Source organism: Haladaptatus sp. CMAA 1909 (assembly GCF_043952005.1).
GTDB lineage: Archaea > Halobacteriota > Halobacteria > Halobacteriales > Haladaptataceae > Haladaptatus.
This window is the reverse complement of the sequence record NZ_JBIOAV010000001.1, coordinates 2,743,097-2,758,860: the sequence shown is the minus strand read 5'-3', so window position 1 is coordinate 2,758,860 and position 15,764 is coordinate 2,743,097. Positions and strand designations below refer to the sequence as shown.

The 15,764-nt window shown below is 62.3% G+C and carries 16 protein-coding genes; 6 read left to right on the top strand and 10 right to left on the bottom strand.

Annotated elements, in window-relative coordinates; genetic code table 11:
* The first annotated feature begins 84 nt into the window (after positions 1-84).
* Both ACGYLY_RS14995 and hemG read left to right on the top strand, forming a co-directional pair.
* On the top strand, positions 85-1,479 hold the full coding sequence (locus tag ACGYLY_RS14995; protein WP_395291206.1) for a sulfatase-like hydrolase/transferase: 1,395 nt from the start codon (positions 85-87) through the stop codon (positions 1,477-1,479).
* A 120-nt stretch (positions 1,480-1,599) separates the two neighbouring features.
* Positions 1,600-2,139 carry a menaquinone-dependent protoporphyrinogen IX dehydrogenase gene (hemG, locus tag ACGYLY_RS14990; RefSeq protein ID WP_395291205.1) on the top strand — a complete coding sequence of 180 codons (540 nt, stop codon included), beginning with the start codon at positions 1,600-1,602 and terminating at the stop codon, positions 2,137-2,139.
* Here the strand turns inward: hemG and ACGYLY_RS14985 are convergent, their stop codons facing one another.
* Complete coding sequence (locus ACGYLY_RS14985; RefSeq protein WP_395291204.1) at positions 2,140-2,532, bottom strand: DUF302 domain-containing protein; 393 nt, start codon at positions 2,530-2,532, stop codon at positions 2,140-2,142.
* A 168-nt stretch (positions 2,533-2,700) separates the two neighbouring features.
* On the opposite strand from ACGYLY_RS14985, the gene ACGYLY_RS14980 reads away from it, so the two are divergent.
* The gene (locus ACGYLY_RS14980) at positions 2,701-2,826 is read left to right on the top strand and encodes a hypothetical protein (protein ID WP_395291203.1); all 126 of its coding nucleotides are present in this window, start codon (positions 2,701-2,703) and stop codon (positions 2,824-2,826) included.
* A gap of 9 nt (positions 2,827-2,835) precedes the next feature.
* Here the strand turns inward: ACGYLY_RS14980 and ACGYLY_RS14975 are convergent, their stop codons facing one another.
* From ACGYLY_RS14975 to ACGYLY_RS14945, 7 genes are all read right to left on the bottom strand, one after another.
* Positions 2,836-4,071, bottom strand: coding sequence for a permease (locus tag ACGYLY_RS14975; protein ID WP_395291202.1), 1,236 nt, complete (start codon positions 4,069-4,071; stop codon positions 2,836-2,838).
* A 249-nt stretch (positions 4,072-4,320) separates the two neighbouring features.
* A complete protein-coding gene (locus ACGYLY_RS14970) occupies positions 4,321-4,479 on the bottom strand; it encodes a hypothetical protein (protein ID WP_395291201.1) in 159 nt (52 codons plus the stop codon).
* A gap of 208 nt (positions 4,480-4,687) precedes the next feature.
* The gene (locus ACGYLY_RS14965) at positions 4,688-5,950 is read right to left on the bottom strand and encodes an ABC transporter substrate-binding protein (protein ID WP_395291200.1); all 1,263 of its coding nucleotides are present in this window, start codon (positions 5,948-5,950) and stop codon (positions 4,688-4,690) included.
* Position 5,951: 1 nt separating this feature from the next.
* Entirely contained in the window at positions 5,952-7,220 is a 1,269-nt protein-coding gene (locus ACGYLY_RS14960) for an ABC transporter substrate-binding protein (protein WP_395291199.1), read from the bottom strand.
* Positions 7,220-8,425, bottom strand: coding sequence for an ABC transporter substrate-binding protein (locus ACGYLY_RS14955; RefSeq protein WP_395291198.1), 1,206 nt, complete (start codon positions 8,423-8,425; stop codon positions 7,220-7,222). Before ACGYLY_RS14955 ends, ACGYLY_RS14960 begins: the two co-directional genes overlap by 1 nt.
* A gap of 68 nt (positions 8,426-8,493) precedes the next feature.
* Positions 8,494-9,510 (bottom strand): HEAT repeat domain-containing protein, encoded by a 1,017-nt coding sequence (locus tag ACGYLY_RS14950; protein ID WP_395291197.1) that lies wholly within the window; start codon positions 9,508-9,510, stop codon positions 8,494-8,496.
* Positions 9,511-9,585: 75 nt separating this feature from the next.
* Entirely contained in the window at positions 9,586-11,499 is a 1,914-nt protein-coding gene (locus ACGYLY_RS14945) for a cation:proton antiporter (RefSeq protein ID WP_395291196.1), read from the bottom strand.
* Positions 11,500-11,579: 80 nt separating this feature from the next.
* Here ACGYLY_RS14945 and ACGYLY_RS14940 point away from each other — a divergent pair, with 80 nt between their 5' ends.
* Positions 11,580-13,370 carry an alpha/beta fold hydrolase gene (locus ACGYLY_RS14940; RefSeq protein WP_395291195.1) on the top strand — a complete coding sequence of 597 codons (1,791 nt, stop codon included), beginning with the start codon at positions 11,580-11,582 and terminating at the stop codon, positions 13,368-13,370.
* 314 nt (positions 13,371-13,684) lie between these two features.
* Positions 13,685-14,422 carry a lysostaphin resistance A-like protein gene (locus ACGYLY_RS14935; RefSeq protein WP_395291194.1) on the top strand — a complete coding sequence of 246 codons (738 nt, stop codon included), beginning with the start codon at positions 13,685-13,687 and terminating at the stop codon, positions 14,420-14,422.
* Positions 14,423-14,426: 4 nt separating this feature from the next.
* On the opposite strand, the gene ACGYLY_RS14930 is transcribed toward ACGYLY_RS14935, so the two are convergent.
* Positions 14,427-14,708 (bottom strand): hypothetical protein, encoded by a 282-nt coding sequence (locus ACGYLY_RS14930; protein WP_395291193.1) that lies wholly within the window; start codon positions 14,706-14,708, stop codon positions 14,427-14,429.
* Positions 14,709-14,738: 30 nt separating this feature from the next.
* Between ACGYLY_RS14930 and ACGYLY_RS14925 the strand changes: the two genes are divergently transcribed.
* Complete coding sequence (locus ACGYLY_RS14925) at positions 14,739-15,017, top strand: hypothetical protein (protein WP_231187131.1); 279 nt, start codon at positions 14,739-14,741, stop codon at positions 15,015-15,017.
* A 14-nt stretch (positions 15,018-15,031) separates the two neighbouring features.
* Here the strand turns inward: ACGYLY_RS14925 and ACGYLY_RS14920 are convergent, their stop codons facing one another.
* On the bottom strand, positions 15,032-15,700 hold the full coding sequence (locus ACGYLY_RS14920; protein ID WP_395291192.1) for a hypothetical protein: 669 nt from the start codon (positions 15,698-15,700) through the stop codon (positions 15,032-15,034).
* Positions 15,701-15,764 lie beyond the last annotated feature (64 nt).

Genomic DNA, 15,764 nt, shown 5'->3' with positions numbered 1-15,764 from the left:
TACGCTCTCCTGGGCCACTTCCTAGCAAGGTATTTTACCTCGGTGACGAACTTTCAGGTAGCGTACCAGCAGTCACCCCGACAGATGAGCACGAACGCCACACCGATAACGGTCCTGTTTACCGTCGATTCGCTCCGAGCGGATGCACTGCCCGACGACGGCGCGATCGCCGACCTCGGACGGGCGGGAACCACGTTCGAGAACGCCTTCGCGCACGGCAACTGGACGCCATTTTCCTTCCCGTCGATTCTCGGCGGCGGACACGTCTTCACCGATTCGCGCGACATCGGTCTGCCCGACCGTTCGACCCTCGCCGAAACGCTCCGCGACGCCGGAATCACGACGGCGGGGTTCAACGGCGCGAACGGGTTTCTGACCGACCACTGGGGATACGACCGCGGCTTCGAGACGTTCGAGACGTTCACGTCGAGCACGAACGACGCGTTTTACAGCAAGTATCTCACCGCCCATCCGACCGTTCAAGCGTGGTTGCAGGTTGCGGCGTCGCCGTTCCGCCGTCTCCTCGGCCGCGACGGCGGGGCGAGGAACGTCTCCCGGATGCGGGACGTGGAGGAACACGCCGTCAACTTCATCGAACGCGCCGAACCGCCCTTCTTCCTGTGGGTCCACTACATGGACGTTCACACGCCCTACGTTCCCGCACCGAAGTTCGTCCGCGACGAGACGGGCGTCAACGTCGGCTCGTTGAAGATGCTCCGGGCGCACGCCCAAGCGGGCCTCGGGAAGGAAGTCGGCGGCGAGACGCTCGACAACCTCCGATCGCTCTACCGCGCCGCGATTCGGCAGGTGGACGAGAGCGTCGGCCGCATCGTCTCGGCGCTGTCCGACAGGGGATTTCGGGACGACGCCTGCCTCGTCTTCGCGGGGGACCACGGCGAGGAGTTCATGGAACACGGCCACCTCGCCCACTACCCGAAACTCTACGAGGAGTTGGTTCACGTCCCCCTCTTCGTCTCCCATCCCGACGGCGGGTCGAAACCCGTCGAGCGGGCCGTCGGCCTCGATGCGATCCCGCCGACGCTCTGTGACGCGATGGGCGTCAACCACGATTTCGACGGCGAGAGCCTTCTCGACGAAACTCCCGACTCGTCCACCACGCCTACCACTCCAGTTACCTCCGTCGCGGTTCGCGGACCGACCGTCACCTACCAACCGATTCCGCGCCGGTTGGACGACGGGGAACTCCTCGTCAGCGCCAGAACGCGCGAGTGGTCGTACGTCTACCACACCGAGTCGGAAACCCGGGAACTGTACGACCGAACCGCCGACCCGGCGGAAACGGAAAACCTGCTGGACGACACCGTCGACGGCGACATCGATGTTCCGGACTATCTCCACGAGGCGGTGGAAAGACGAATCGACGCGATGGCCGCGGCGGACGTGAAAAACGGCGAAGATGGGGAGGAAGCACCCCCATCCGCGGTCACCGACCGGTTGAAAGCGCTGGGCTATCAATAACCGCCCTCCTCCTCGCTCGGAATACTATTTTAGGCGATGACGTCGAACGGATTCCGGGGGATGGACAGTGCAATCCATATCGAGCCACGAACGCACGCGTTCGAACGGGGGCGGAGACTGATGGCGCAGGTACTCGTGCTCTACGGTTCGACCGAAGGGCAGGCCGCGACGGTGGCCGAACGGATCGCCGACGTGCTCGAAACGGCGGGCCACGAACCCGCCGTCGTTCACATCAAACATCGACCGGAGCCGTTCGATTTGACGGACTACGACGCCGTCATCGTCGGCGCGTCGATTCACATGGGCAAACACCAGAAGTACGTGCGGAAGTACGTCAAAAAACACGCCGACGAGTTGAACCGGCTTCCGTCGGCCTTCTTCTCGGTGAGCCTCGCCGCCGCCGACGATTCCGAGGAGGGATGGGAGGGTGCCCGCGAGTACGTCGCCGAGTTCCTCGCCGAAACCGGGTGGAACCCGGACGCGACGGCGGTCGTTCCCGGCGCGCTCAAATACAGCCAGTACGGGACGCTCAAGCGGTTCGTGATGAAGCAGATAGCGAAGCGGACGAGCGGCGATACGGACACTGCCCGCGATTACGAGTACACCGACTGGAACGAAGTCGAGGGGTTCACGTCGGACTTCGCGGAATCGTTGCCGTGATTACTCGGCGAGCGACGCCAACACCCGGTCGAACCGACTTTTCACGTCGTCCGCAATGTCGTCCAGTTCGTCGTTGTCCACGACCGAAAGCATCGTTTCCGGGTCCACCATGCTGACCAGCACGCCGTCGTCGGTTTCGTAGACGACGACGTTGCAGGGCAGGAGGACGCCGAGGTCAGTTTCGGCGTCGAGGCCCTGCTTCGCGAGCGGCGGGTTGCAGGCACCGAGGATTCGGTAGTTCGGGTAGTCCTCGATGTCGAGTTTTTTGGCGAACGCCTCGCTCACGTCGATGTCCGAGAGGATTCCGAACCCCTCGTCGGCGAGCGCCTCGGTCGTTCGCTCCACGACAGTATCGAAGTCGCCGTCCACGCGCCGTTTGTCGTAGTAGGTCATCGCCGTTCCCTACGGAGCGGAGGCTGATAGTAGTTGAGGTTATTCCGTGCAATCGTGGGTGGTCGATTTCTCCCCGCTTCCAGCTACTCCAGCTTTGTTTCGCACTATCCTCTCTCTCTGTATTGAATCTACCGCACAATACAAAGCGCTTCGGACCGTACTATGCATATGAACGATTCCGAGAAGACCTGCGAGCTAGAGGAGGGTCCGAACTGCGACTCCTCACCGGTTTCGGACTACGCGTGGCTTCTGAAGCGCGTCGGTCGCAAACTTCGAACGTTCGTGGCTCGTTGAAAACGGACGTCAGTCCGCGTGAGCGGCGGCCTCTTCCCCCTCGCCGCTCGATTCGAAGTAGGTGACGTACACCTGCGCGGCGAAGACGACGGTGAATATCACGTCGAGTATCGTGGTGTAAGTGTGGGGTACCGACCCGCCCGTCGCGTCGTGTTTCGGAATCAGTCCCCCAGCGAGCCACGCGTAGTGGGTGATGATGCCCGCGAACGTCGCCACGGCGAAGATGGAGACGAACAGCACCGCGGCCAACCGCTTGCCGTAGTATCTCCGGTACATGTCCACGATGTGCGGGACGATGAGGTCGGCGTAGATGAACGACATGACGCCGCCAAAGGGGATGCCCGCGTTCCACAGCACGAGCGCGAAGGGGACGTTCGCAACCGAGCAGACGAACGTGATGACGCCGACCATCACGCCGATGGCCGACCCGAGGACGACCCATCCGACGGTTCCCTCCGGGACGAGCGTGAACAGTTGTGCCCACCACGATTTCGGGACGAACGCCGCGAGGAGCGATGCGACGATGAACCCGACGACGAGGTCGTCCCACAGCATCTCCCACTCGCCGATGGCGTTGCGGAAGGCGTTTTTCCACCCCGACACCGTCAGGAGTTTGTCCGTCCACGTCGCGTCCTCCTGTTGGTTGACGAACGTCTCCTTGCAGGACTGCGAGCAGAAATATTCCGTTCCCCCGTCGGTTTCCACGCTGAGCGTCCCGTCGTCGTTCGGGTCGACTTCCATGCCGCACACCGGGTCGCGGACCGTCCCGCTCTCCTCGTCGCCCGCCCGGACGTGGTCGCGGGCGGCCTCGAACCACGAGTCGGGGACGACGTACTTCGTGATCGCGGCGAGCAACAGGATCATCAGGATACCCCCGAACACGTCGGCGGCGACGAACTGCCAGCTCAGCAGAATCCACATTACGAGGCCGATTTCGATGACGAGGTTCGTGCTGGCGAACTGGAACCCGGCGAACGAGGCCTCCGGCGACGCGCCCTTCTCGAACAGCGACTTCGTCGTCGCCACGGCCCCGAACGAGCAACTGGACGAGAGGAAGCCGAAGAAACTCCCGATGCCGATTTCGCGTAGTCCCCGCCCGCCCAGCAGGTTCGTCATCCGCTCCTCGCTCACGAACGCCTGTACCGCCCCCGAAATCGTGAACCCGAGGACCAGCGCCCACCACGTCTTCCACGTCATCTCGCCGAAGAACGTGGCCGCGTCGGTCAGGCTCCCTGCGATGTTCATACCGGCTAGTACGGGAACGATACTTTCTACGGTTGCGGCTAACAGGGTAAACCCGATGACTCGGTTATTGACCGAACTTTTTCGATGAAACAGCGTCTGAGACGCCGAATCTGTCCGCGACCCTCGCATCAGAACACACGTTCCTCGCGTCGATGTGGATCTCACCTCAGATTGTAAAAAACATCGTTGAGAAACCTAACTTTCCGGGACATCTACACGCTCATCCCGTAGAATATCGCATCGAGGGGATTACTGGCGGACTTCCGCACACATGTTCGCCATCAACCACTGATTGTCCGTATCCTCCGGGTTTCGAATCTCTACCCACCCGTCGTCACAGAACAGCATTTCACACTCGTCGTCGGACGTCGGTGCATCCGACGACACGCCGTCGTCTTCGACCGACATCTCAGATACCTCCGCGGGTCGCGTGTCGGTCGGACTCAACCTCGCTCGCTCGAACGGAATCGTGAACTCGAACCATGGGCTTCCTCGGCTAGTCAGGCGACCGTTTCTCACTTTGTTATGCGGCGCGATACGCGTGATAAACGCCGCCTACCGCCGGGAAGGGAGTGGTTTCCCCGGTGTAATCTCCGGAGAGAACCCGTTCGGTTCCTCAGTTCGTTCCTGTGACGATGTCCGCGACGCGCTGGCGGTCGAACAACCGTTCGTCTTCGGGAATCTCCGGGTACGGGTCGCCGTTCTCGTACTCGGGCCACTCGCCGAACTGCTCGGGATAGAGCTGTTTCGCGGTCATCTCCAACTGGAAGAGGTTCATCAGCGGCCCTTGGACCGGGTTTCCGGACGGGTAGACGGCGTCGTTCTTCACGGCGGTCAACTTGCTTCCGACGGGGTGGTCGGCGAGCGTCTTCCGGATTTGCGCGACGTCGTAGTACGAGGCGACCCCGAACGTGTGAAGGATGACGTCGGGGTCGACTTTCAGCATCGTCTCGAAGTCGTACGCCGTCTGGTACGTCACCTCGCCCTCCGCGAACGCGTCGGTCGCTCCGAGGGGGCGAACGTGGGCGTTGGCGAACCCTTCCGTGTTGATCTTCGAGGGATAGAACGTCCCCTCCATGAAGATGACGGACCCGACGGTCGGGCGTTCGTTCTTCGGCGGGAGGTTCGACTCTATCCGTTCGAGGAGGTCGTCGTGAACCGACGCGAGCGCCTCGTAGCGCTCCCGTTCCCGGAACACGGCGGCCACCTTCTCCGCGATCTCCCAGAGTGTGTAGTACTCGTAGTTGTCCCGATACGCCTTCGGCGGTTGGCTGTGCTGACGGCTGTACGTGTTGCCGAACCACGGCGCTATCTTCTCCTCGATTTCGTCGATATCGGATTTCTTCCACCCGTCGAACGACAGTACGAGCGCGGGGTCGACCATGTGGAGGTCCGAATCCAACTCGTAGAACAGTTCCTTGTCGATGTTGACGCCGCCGGAACCGGTGTTGAGTTGGGTCAGTCCCTCCCGACCGAAGGAGACGCCGTCCAGTCGCTTGTAGTACGCGTCCAGCGTGTTTCCGCCCGCATCCGAATCGAATCCCAGCGAGTTCACCGCGTCGCCGTGCCCGTAGGCGACCGCCATGTCGGCGTACAGCAGGCTGTACACCATCACGTTCGCCGGGACGCTCTCGAACTCGACGGTGCCCATCGGCGACATCGTCACCGAGTACGGTCCGGACTCTCCTCCGTCCGATTCGGTCGTCGCGTCCGAGGACGTCGTCTGGGTGGCGTCCGCGTTCGTCGTCTCCGTTCCCTTTCCTTCCGAATCCGAATCGCTCGCACAGCCGGCTAACAGACCGCCGCCGACGACCGCGCCGCCGTATTTGAGGTACGTTCTCCGCGTCGGTGCCGCTCGGTTCGTGTTTTCGTTCGTCATGTTAGAACTCCCCGTTGACGATGTCCGCAACGCGCTGATGGTCGAATAACTGTTCCTCTTCGGGGATCTCGGGATACGGTTCGCCGTCGGTGTAGCCGGGCCATTCGCCGAACTGCTCGGGGTAGAGCTGTTTTGCGGTCATCTCCAACTGGAAGAGGTTCATGATCGGTCCTTGTCCGCCGACGCCCGAGGCGTAGACGCGACCGTTCGCGACCGCCGCAAGCCGCTGCCCGACGGCGTTTCCTTCGAGTTCGGCTCGAAGGTCAGCCATGTTCGTGTCCGGCGTGATTCCCCAGAACTGGAGGATGACGTCCGGGTTCAGTTCCAGCATTCCTTCCATATCCACCCATCCCGAATTCTCCTTGATACCGTCCGCGTCCGCGAACGCGTCCGCCGCGCCGAACGGCCGCGTGAATGACCGGGCGTATCCCGGGTCGTTGAGGAAGTACACCCGAAACCGTCCCTCGTAGTACATCGTGAGCGCGACGCTCGGACGCTCCGATTTCGCGGGGAGCGCCGATTCGACGTCGTTCAGGAGGGTCGCGTGGAGGTCCGCGAGCGCCTCGTACCGTTCTCGCTCCCGGAACACCGCCGCGACTTTTTCGACGATTTCCCACAGGGAGTAGTACTCGTACTCGCCGTCGTACGCCGATGGCGGGTCGGAGTGAAGCCGACTGTAGGAGTTGCCGAACCACGGCCCGACGTTCTCCGCGATCTCCTCGACGTCGGACCCTTTCCACCCGAACGCGGAACTCAGCGGCCACGTCGGGTCCATGAAGTGAACGTCCGAGTCCAGTTCGTAGAATATCTCCTTGTCGAGGCCGTTACTGTACACCTGCGGCAGCGACGACGAGTCGAACGAGACGCCATCGAGCGACTCGTAGAAGAAGTCGAGGATGTCGCCGTACCACGAGAAGCCGAGGGAGTTGACCGCACTGCCGTGACCCAAGGCGACGGCGGCGTCGGTGTACAGTTGACTGTACGTCATGGCGCTCTCGGGGACGCCTTCGAATTCGACGGTTCCCATCGGCGACATCGTCACCGTGTAGGACCCGTCGGCTTCGGTCGTCGTTTTGTCGTCGTTCGTGGTCCCCGTTCCGTCGTCCGTTTCGGTCCCGGTTTCGCTCGTCGTCACCGTTCCCTCGGCGTTCATCCCGGAATCGCTCGCACAACCAGCTAACAGGCCGCCGCCGATGACCGCGCCGCCGTATTTGACGTACTTGCGGCGCGTCGGCCTTCCGAGTCGAGTAGTGTCGTTGTCCCCTGCCATCAGAAATCCCCGTTGACGATGTCCGCGACCCGCTGGCGGTCAAACAGTTCGTCGTCGCCAGTTACGTCGCCGAACGTGTCGGGATACAGCTGTTTCGCCGCGCGTTCGGTCAGGAAGAGGTTGTGAATTGGTCCCTGATAGAGGTAGCCGCCGCGGTAGACGCGTCCGTTCTGAACGGCCGTCAGTTCGCTCGCAACCGGGTGGTTTCGCATGAACTCGAGGACGGTGTTCCGGAACTCCGTCGCGGACTGGCGCTCGTGTGCGCGCAGCATGATCACGTCGGGGTCGATTTCGAGCATCGTCTCGTAGTCGATTCGGCCGCGGTCGGTGGTGCTGATGCCGTCGATGCCGCTGCTCGCGAGCGCGTCGCTGACACCGAGGTCGCGCCACTGCTTCTTGCTGGTCCCCTTGTCGTTGAGTCGATACGGCGAGAACTTTACCGGTTCGTTGCTCCCCTCGTACACGAGCAACATGTTCGGGCGCTCGTCTGCCGAGGGGAGTTCGCTCTGTATCTCGGCGATGAACTCGTCGTGCAACGTTTCGAACGCCTCGTACCGTTCCCGCTCCTGGAAAAGCTGTGCTATCTTCTCGAACGCCTCGTAGAGGGTGTAGTACCGGTAGTCGTGCCACTCGTCCTCGCGGCGGAAGATGAGGTTCCCCACGAACGGGCCGACGTTCTTCGTTATCTCCTCGACGTCCTTCTCGCTCCAGTCGAACCAGTTGACGAGCATCTTCGGGTCCATGACGTGGACGTCGCTGTCGAGTTCGTAGAACAGCTCTTTTCCCATCCCGGCCTCGCCGATATCGTTGTTTTCGAGCTTTTTTCGGTCCACGCTCACGCCGGGCAACTCGTCGTAGAACTCCGTGTAGTATCGCGCAGCGCCGCCGATTCCCGTCATTCCGTCGGCTTTGCCGAGCGCGACGCCCATGTCGGCGTAGCCGCCGCCGTAGGCGACCCACTTCCCGGGAACCGACTCGAACGTGACTTTCCCGGACGGTGCCATCGAAACCGAGTAGGACTCGTCCTCGGCCTTCGAGGTCCCGTCGGACGAACTCGTCGCGTCCGTCGCGTCCGTCGTCGATGTCGTTTTCGACTCAGAATCTCCCGCACAACCGGCGAGCAGACTCCCGCCGAGTATCACACCGCCGTATTTGACGTACTCCCTCCGCGTCCGTCCCGAATCTGTCGTGAACTCTCTCGACATACCTTTTAGGCTCGCCTAAAGTCATAAAACGGTTTCGAATTTTTAGGTCTACCTAAACACCTGCGTATTTAATACGGCGACCCGCAGCGAGGACACATCGGCGGCCCGAAATCCGGAAGCGAAAGGCCGCAACTCGGGCACACGCCGTCCCCGTCCGGCGACGTTATCTCTTCGACCGCCTCGTCCGTCGTCGCACGGAGTCCGTCGAGCGCTCCCACCTCGATACTCCCCTCGGATGGTCGTTCGCGTCCATCCATCGCATCGAGCGCAAACTGCGCCCTGCCGCGGACGAACGTCGTCCCGTCTTCGTATCCCTCGCGCAACCGAGACGCGGTCTCCGGGGGCAACGAATCGCCGCCATCGGCACAGGCGAGCAGACCGACCGCCTCGGCGGCCCGTCCTCTGACGTAGTCGTTTTCGTCGTCCAACCGCGCCGCGAGCGCGTCGGCTTCCTCGGCGAGCGCCTCCGGTGCCGCACACCCGACGGCCGCGAGCGCCGTACAGAGATAGTAGCGGACGAGTTCGTCGTCGTCGCCGAGATGCTCCGCGAGGTTCGGCACGCGATGATCGAGGCGATCCGGGTCGCCCAGCGCGATGTCCGCGAGCGCCTTCGCCAACTTCTCCTTCACTTCCGGTTCGTCGAACGACAGCCCTATCTGTAACTCGGCGACGACGGCGGGTGAGGCGACTTCGTCCGCGTGTTCGAGCGCGACGTTCCCCAACGCTTCGGCCGCCCGAGCGCGAACGAAGTAGAACTCGTCCGGGTCGGCGAGACGGTCGGTCAGCACGGGAAGTATCGAAACCACGGCGTCTGGGTCGCGTTCGGAAACGGCGACGAACAGCTTCGCCGTCTTCAATCGGACCGAACGCTCCCCGTCGGTGAAAAACGGCGTCAGGGATGGCAAAAGCGGTCCCACGGTCGGTCCATCCGCTTCGAGACGTCGGAGAGCTTCGAGGGCGGCTTTTCGCTCCTCCGTCGGTGCCGTCTCGAACCGTTCCAGACACGCGATTGCGTCGTCGTATGCCCCCTCATCGAGCAGTTTCACGAGTTCCTCGACCGGCGGTGGGTGCGCTGATTCGTCCATCGTTCGTGTCGTTGGTGCCAGCAATGCGTGGCGACGGTATAAATACGGGGTGCGGTGAACCGACGTCGAATTCGGCTACTCCAACATCGAAACGCTCCGTTCGACTGCCTTTCGATCCCCGATGAGCGTCACCAAATCCCCCTGCTGAAGGACGAGCGTCGGTTTCGGGATGACGAACTCGCCGTCCTGCCGGATGAGCGCGATGACGGCGTCGTCGTGCAGTTCGACGTCCCGTATCTGCCGTCCGGCGGCCGACGTCGATTCGACGACCACTTCGGCGATATCGTTCTCGTCGCCGACCGACGACAGCCAGTCGGAGAAGTTCGGTCGGAGTATCAAATCGTCCATCGTGTCCACCGTCGCCGTCACCGGCGTCACCGGCTGCACGCCGAGGTCCTCGAACGCCTCCGCGTTCTCGGGTTTGTTCACCTGTGCGATGAGCCGTTGAATCCCGAATTTCGTCCGCGCCGTCTGGCAGGCGAGTATGTTCTGGTCGTCGTCGCTCGTCGCCGCGACGACCATCTTCGCCCGCTCCGCCCCCGCCTCTTCGAGGACGGCGGCGTTCGTTCCGTTGCCGCCCACGACCGAATACCCCGCCCGCCGGAGTTCGGTGATGACCGCATCGTCGCGTTCGACGATGACGGGATTTTCGCCGCGCTCTTCGAGTCTGTCCGCCAGCAGCCGTCCGGTCCGACTGCCGCCGATAATGAGTACGGTCATGGGTATGATATCGAGTGCTTTCGCCGCCAACGGTGCCCCGCCAGCCTCCACGATGACGGTCACGAGGATGACGAGGAACACCACGTGGACGACGCTCGTCGCGTTCGGGACTCCCGCGTTGGCGAGTTGGAGGGAAAACAGCGTCGCGGTGGAGGCCGGGATGATTCCGCGCGGGCCGACGGCGGCGACGAACATGCGTTCGTTTCGCGTGAACTGCGTCCCCGTCGTCGAGAGGAAGACCGAGAGCGGGCGAACGACGAGCATCGTCAGGATGACGATGGCGAGGCCGCCCAACCCCAGCGTGAGGAGGTGGTGTAAGTCCAGCAACGAGGCGAGGATTATGTACACCACGCTCAGCACTATCGACGTGATGTCGCCGCTGAACCCCGCGATTTCATCGTCGAAGGGGATATCGATACTCCCCAAAATGAGTCCGGCGACCGCCACGGTCACGACGCCCGCCTCGGCGGCGAACGCGTCCGCGATGGCGAACGAAATCAGCGCCGTACCGATCACCGTGATCCGGGAGTTCTGCGGCGAGCGGCTCAGGTATCGGAGGACGTATCCGGCGACCAGCGCCGTTATGATTCCGATGAGGACGCCGGTACCGATTCTCTCCACGAAGTCGAGGGCGACGTCGATTCTGACACCCCTCCCGAAGGGGTCGATGCCCAACACCGCGACGCTGAAGATGACCGTTCCAAGCACGGATGCGGTCACGTCGTTGATGACGCCCTCCGCCTCCAAGAGGCTCTTTACGCCCTCTCGCACCTCTATTTGCTCCAATACCGGCGTGATGACCGTCGGTCCCGTCGCCACCAGGAGCGCCGCGATGAGAAACGAGAGGTTCCACTGGATCGAGAGAAAGAAGTGAACGAGTCCCCCGAGGGCGAGGAACGTCAGGCCCGCACCGACCGTCACGAGCCGAAGCGTCGATTTCGGCGTCTCACGCATCTCCGACGCGGAGAGCGTGAACGCCCCCTCGAAGATGATGATCGCGACCGCCAGTCCGACGAGGGCCGAAAGCGAGTCGTCGAACAGCGCTGGGTCGATGAGACCGACCCCCTCCGGGCCGAACAGGATGCCGAAACCCAACAGGAACACCACGTTCGGAATCCCGTACTTGTCGGCGAGAAGCTTCGACACGGCTCCGAGCGCGATTATCGACGCCGACACGAGGAGGAGGTCAGAGGACATCTGTCGGAGGTGGTTGCTGGCGTAGGCTGGACGACCCCACCCGAACCCTTGCCATACATGAAAGTCACGCATCAGGATAGGTCTTTCCGAAAAACCGGTCACGAAGGCACCCGAGCCGAATTCTTTTGCCGTCACCCTTCACAGACTGTGGTATGTCGGACGCTCGCCATCCACTCACGCGTTATCTCGGTATCGATTCGGCCAGTTCGCCGACCATGACCGTCGACGGGACGCTCGTCTACCTCGCCGACACGACGGGGACGCCGCAGGTCTGGTCGCTCGACGAACCGGGATCGTTTCCGTCCCGTCTGACCGCCCACGACGAACGCGTCTCGTTCGTCTCCGCCTCCCCGACCCGCTCGGAGGTCGTCTTCGGCATGGACACGGGCAGCGATGAACATGACCAACTGTATCGCTACGACCTCGATACGGGAATCGAAACGGCGCTCACGGCGACCCCCGAAGCCATCCACGGATGGGGTGCGTGGCGTCCCGACGGCGACGAAATCGCGTTCGTCGCTAACCGCCGGGACAGCGGGACCTTCGACGTGTACGTGCAGGGTCGGGACGGGACGGAGGCGACGCTCGTTCACGAGGGACCGGGAGGGTTCCTGAGCATCGAAGCGTGGGGCGAACCCGGAATCGTCTTCTCGCGGGCGAACGCCAGTTTCGACCAGAACCTGTTCCTCCTCGACCCCGAGACGGGCGACCACCGGAAAATCACGGACGACGCGGACGCCCGATATCACGACGTGGCGTTCGGACCGAACGGCGAACTCTACTGCGTGACGAACCACGGCACGGACACGACCTACGTCTGCCGACTCGACCTCGACGATGGCACGCACACGGTCGTCGAGGAGGCGGGGGAGTGGAACGTCTCCCATTTCTCGCTCCACGGCGGAACGGGCCGCACGGTATGGGTGCGAAACGTCGATGGCTACTCCGAGGTTCACGCGGGGCGATTGACCGAGGACGGCGACGCCGTCGAACCGTTTGCTGAACCGAACCTCCCAACAGGTGTGGTCTTCGGTGTAGGCTTCGGCCCCGACGGCGAGTGTGCGCTCTCGATGAGTCGCAGCGACGACCCGCAGAACGTTCTCGTCTTCGATCCGAAAACCGGAACCGCCGAGCGGTGGACGGACTTCGGCACGCTCGGTATCCCCCGGGAGACGTTCCTCGACCCCGAAATCGTGCGATACGAGTCGTTCGACGGGCGGGAGATTCCGGCCTACTGGACGCTCCCGCCGAACGCGAAATCGGGCGAGACGCCCGTCATCGTGGACATCCACGGCGGGCCGCAGTACCAGCGCCAACCGTGGTTCTACCCGATGAAGCAGTACTTTCTCCAGGAGGGCTACGCGATTTTCGAACCCAACGTCCGCGGGTCGAGCGGGTACGGCACGGCCTACACCCGATTGGACGACACGGACAAACGGATGGATTCGGTGGCCGACATCGAGGCGGCGGTCGAATGGCTTCACGGGCGGGACGCCGTGGATTCGGACCGAATCGTCGCCTACGGTCGTTCCTACGGCGGCTTCATGGTCCTCGCGGCGATTACGGAGTACCCCGACCTGTGGGCCGCCGCGGTGGATTTCGTCGGCATCGCCGACTTCGAGACGTTCCTCGAAAACACGGGCGAGTGGCGGCGGAGTCACCGTGAGCAGGAGTACGGGTCCCTCGACGATACGGAGTTGCTCGAACGAATCAGCCCGATTCACGGGGCGGACCGCATTTCCTGCCCGCTGTTCATCCAGCACGGCGCGAACGACCCCCGCGTCCCGGTCGGCGAGGCGGAACAGATCGCCGAGAAGGTTCGCGAGCGCGGCGTTCCCGTCGAAACCTGTATATTCGAGGACGAGGGGCATCACACCACCTCGCGCGAAAACCTCATCGAGGAGTTCGAGCGTATCGCCGCCTTCCTCGACGAACACGTGTAGAATTCGCGCTCGCTCCCCGGTTTGAAATCTCCCGTGTAGGCAGTGCCTACCGATTACAATCGCTTCCAACGGCGAAAATACAGGGTTCGATTCGCTTCAACCACCGACCGCCTTCGTTTCTTTTTCGATCGACGAAATTCGTTTTTCGGTTGCCAGTCCATCACGTCGCCGTCGTGCCTTTCTTGCCACGCCAAACGAGACAGTATTTCTACACAATAGTCAGTACCCTCCGCGTCGAACCCCGAAACGGAGTGGATTGGGGTGGGACATGTCATCACGAGAGCGACTGGCGCGGATTTTCGAGAGGCAAACGAATGACGACCTTGTGGAACGCGCGTTCCCGCGCGGTGTTCGTCGCCGCCGGGTTGGGGTTCGGCGGGTACGCCTTCGCGGTCATCGTCGTCCTCCTCACGGCACTGGTGTTTTCGGCCGGCGGAATCGACTTGCTCTCCAGTCCGACGCTGTTGGTCGCCGTCTCCATCGTCATGGGCCAAGGGGTCTCCTTCGGCGTGTTCGCGCTGGCGTACCTCCGCTACACCGGACGCGGGCGTTCGTACATCGGGATTCGGTTCCCGACGCTTTCGGACCTCGGATGGACCGTCGGCGGGTTCGTCGTCTTCTACGGCGGCCTCATCGTGGTGTCCATCGTCCTCACGACGTTCGGAATTCAGTCGGCACAGAACGAACTCGCCAACATCGGCGAGCAGGACCCGCGGGTGTTTCTCCTGCTGATTCCGCTCTCGTTCCTCCTCATCGGCCCCGGCGAGGAACTGCTGTATCGCGGTGTCGTGCAGGAACGCCTCCGCGAGTCGTTCGGACGGTGGCCCGCCATCGCGCTGGCGAGTCTCATCTTCGCGTTCGTTCACTTCTTCTCGTTGCAGGGTGCGGGGAAGTTCGTCTACCTCGCCATCCTGTTCATCCTCTCGCCCGTCCTCGGGGCGGCCTACGAGTACACCGGCAACCTCGTCGTCTCGTCGCTGATTCACGGCGCGTTCAACGCGCTCCAGTTCGGACTCGCGTATCTGATGGTGACGGGCCAACTGCCGTCGTGAGTCGTTACTCCCGTCCTTGCCACCGCATGATGAGAAATTCGGTGTAGCCGCCGTAGGCGATTTCGAGCGACCCGACCCACCAGTTCCAGCGTTCGGGAAGCGACATGTCGTCCGGTGCGTCCTCTAGATGGCCGACGATTGCTCCGACGGTGAGGTCCATCCCCGAATGCTTTCGGTACTGCCCCGAATCCGATAGGTCGCGGGCCTCTCGAACAACGACTCTGCGGGCACCCTCGGGTGCGTCGAATCGCTCGCGCAGTCGTCGGTCGAGTTCGGTCGGGTTCATTTTAATAGCGTTCTCCGCGTTATTCCACCCATGCCGACGGTCTTCGCGGTAGACGAATACGAGGCACAGGAGTACGATGCGGTACTCGTCCAAGAAAACGCAGTCGTCTGTCTTAACGCTGACCCAGGACTCGCCCGCGTCATCCCCTTTCAGAAGGTAAACCACGTCGATTCCGACCCCGAACTGCACCTCTCCGACTCGGAAGTTCCGGATTCGTTCTTCGGCGGCGCGGAGTACGCGTTCGTGGAGGTTTCGAAATTTCCACGAATCCAACGCCATCTGGAGGATCTAGAGAAAGAACAGTACTGAATCCATTCCAGAAATCACAGTTTGACCCACCCCGTACTCCTGTCGTCCATCGGTACGTGCCAGCGCTGTTCTGCGACCAACCGGTCCCGACGCCGGAGTTCGATTCGCGCGTCGAACAGCGGCGACAACCGAGCGACCGTCCGCGAGTCGTCGGGGACGGGCAGGTGAACGTGTCCGATTCCGCTGACGCCTCGGACGAGTGCCATCACCGTCCGGAGAAACCGCGTCACGGTCCCGTAGCCGTTCGTTTCGAGGAGTCCTTCGAGCGAGTCGATGCTGACCCTGAGTTCCGCGGGGGACAGTCCGGATGCGATGTCGTCGAAATACCCGACCGCTTTGAGGAGTTCCGTCCGGATGTATTGCAGTTCGGTCTGCCCGACGTCAGTCGGCGAGTCGTTCAATTCGACATTGGTGGGTCGGATGACGCGAACGTCGGGACCGTTCCGTTCCACGCCCGGTGGGAGGCCATCGGCGATATCCATGTCCGACCGTCGCGTCGCGACGAGGACGCGTTTTCGGTCACACCGTGGGTCACCAGCGAGACGCCGTGTCGCCTGCAACGTGACGTCTTCGACCACCGCGCCGGTTATCAACAGGACGCATCCGTGTCGCTTCAGTTCCCGTAACGTCCCCTCGAAATCCCGAGCGTAACCGTCCCGATACCGGTTCCGCACGAATGACATTCTTTATTGATATATGAAACTCAATATTATAATATTTACTATTATTATTTTACATAATGCTGAT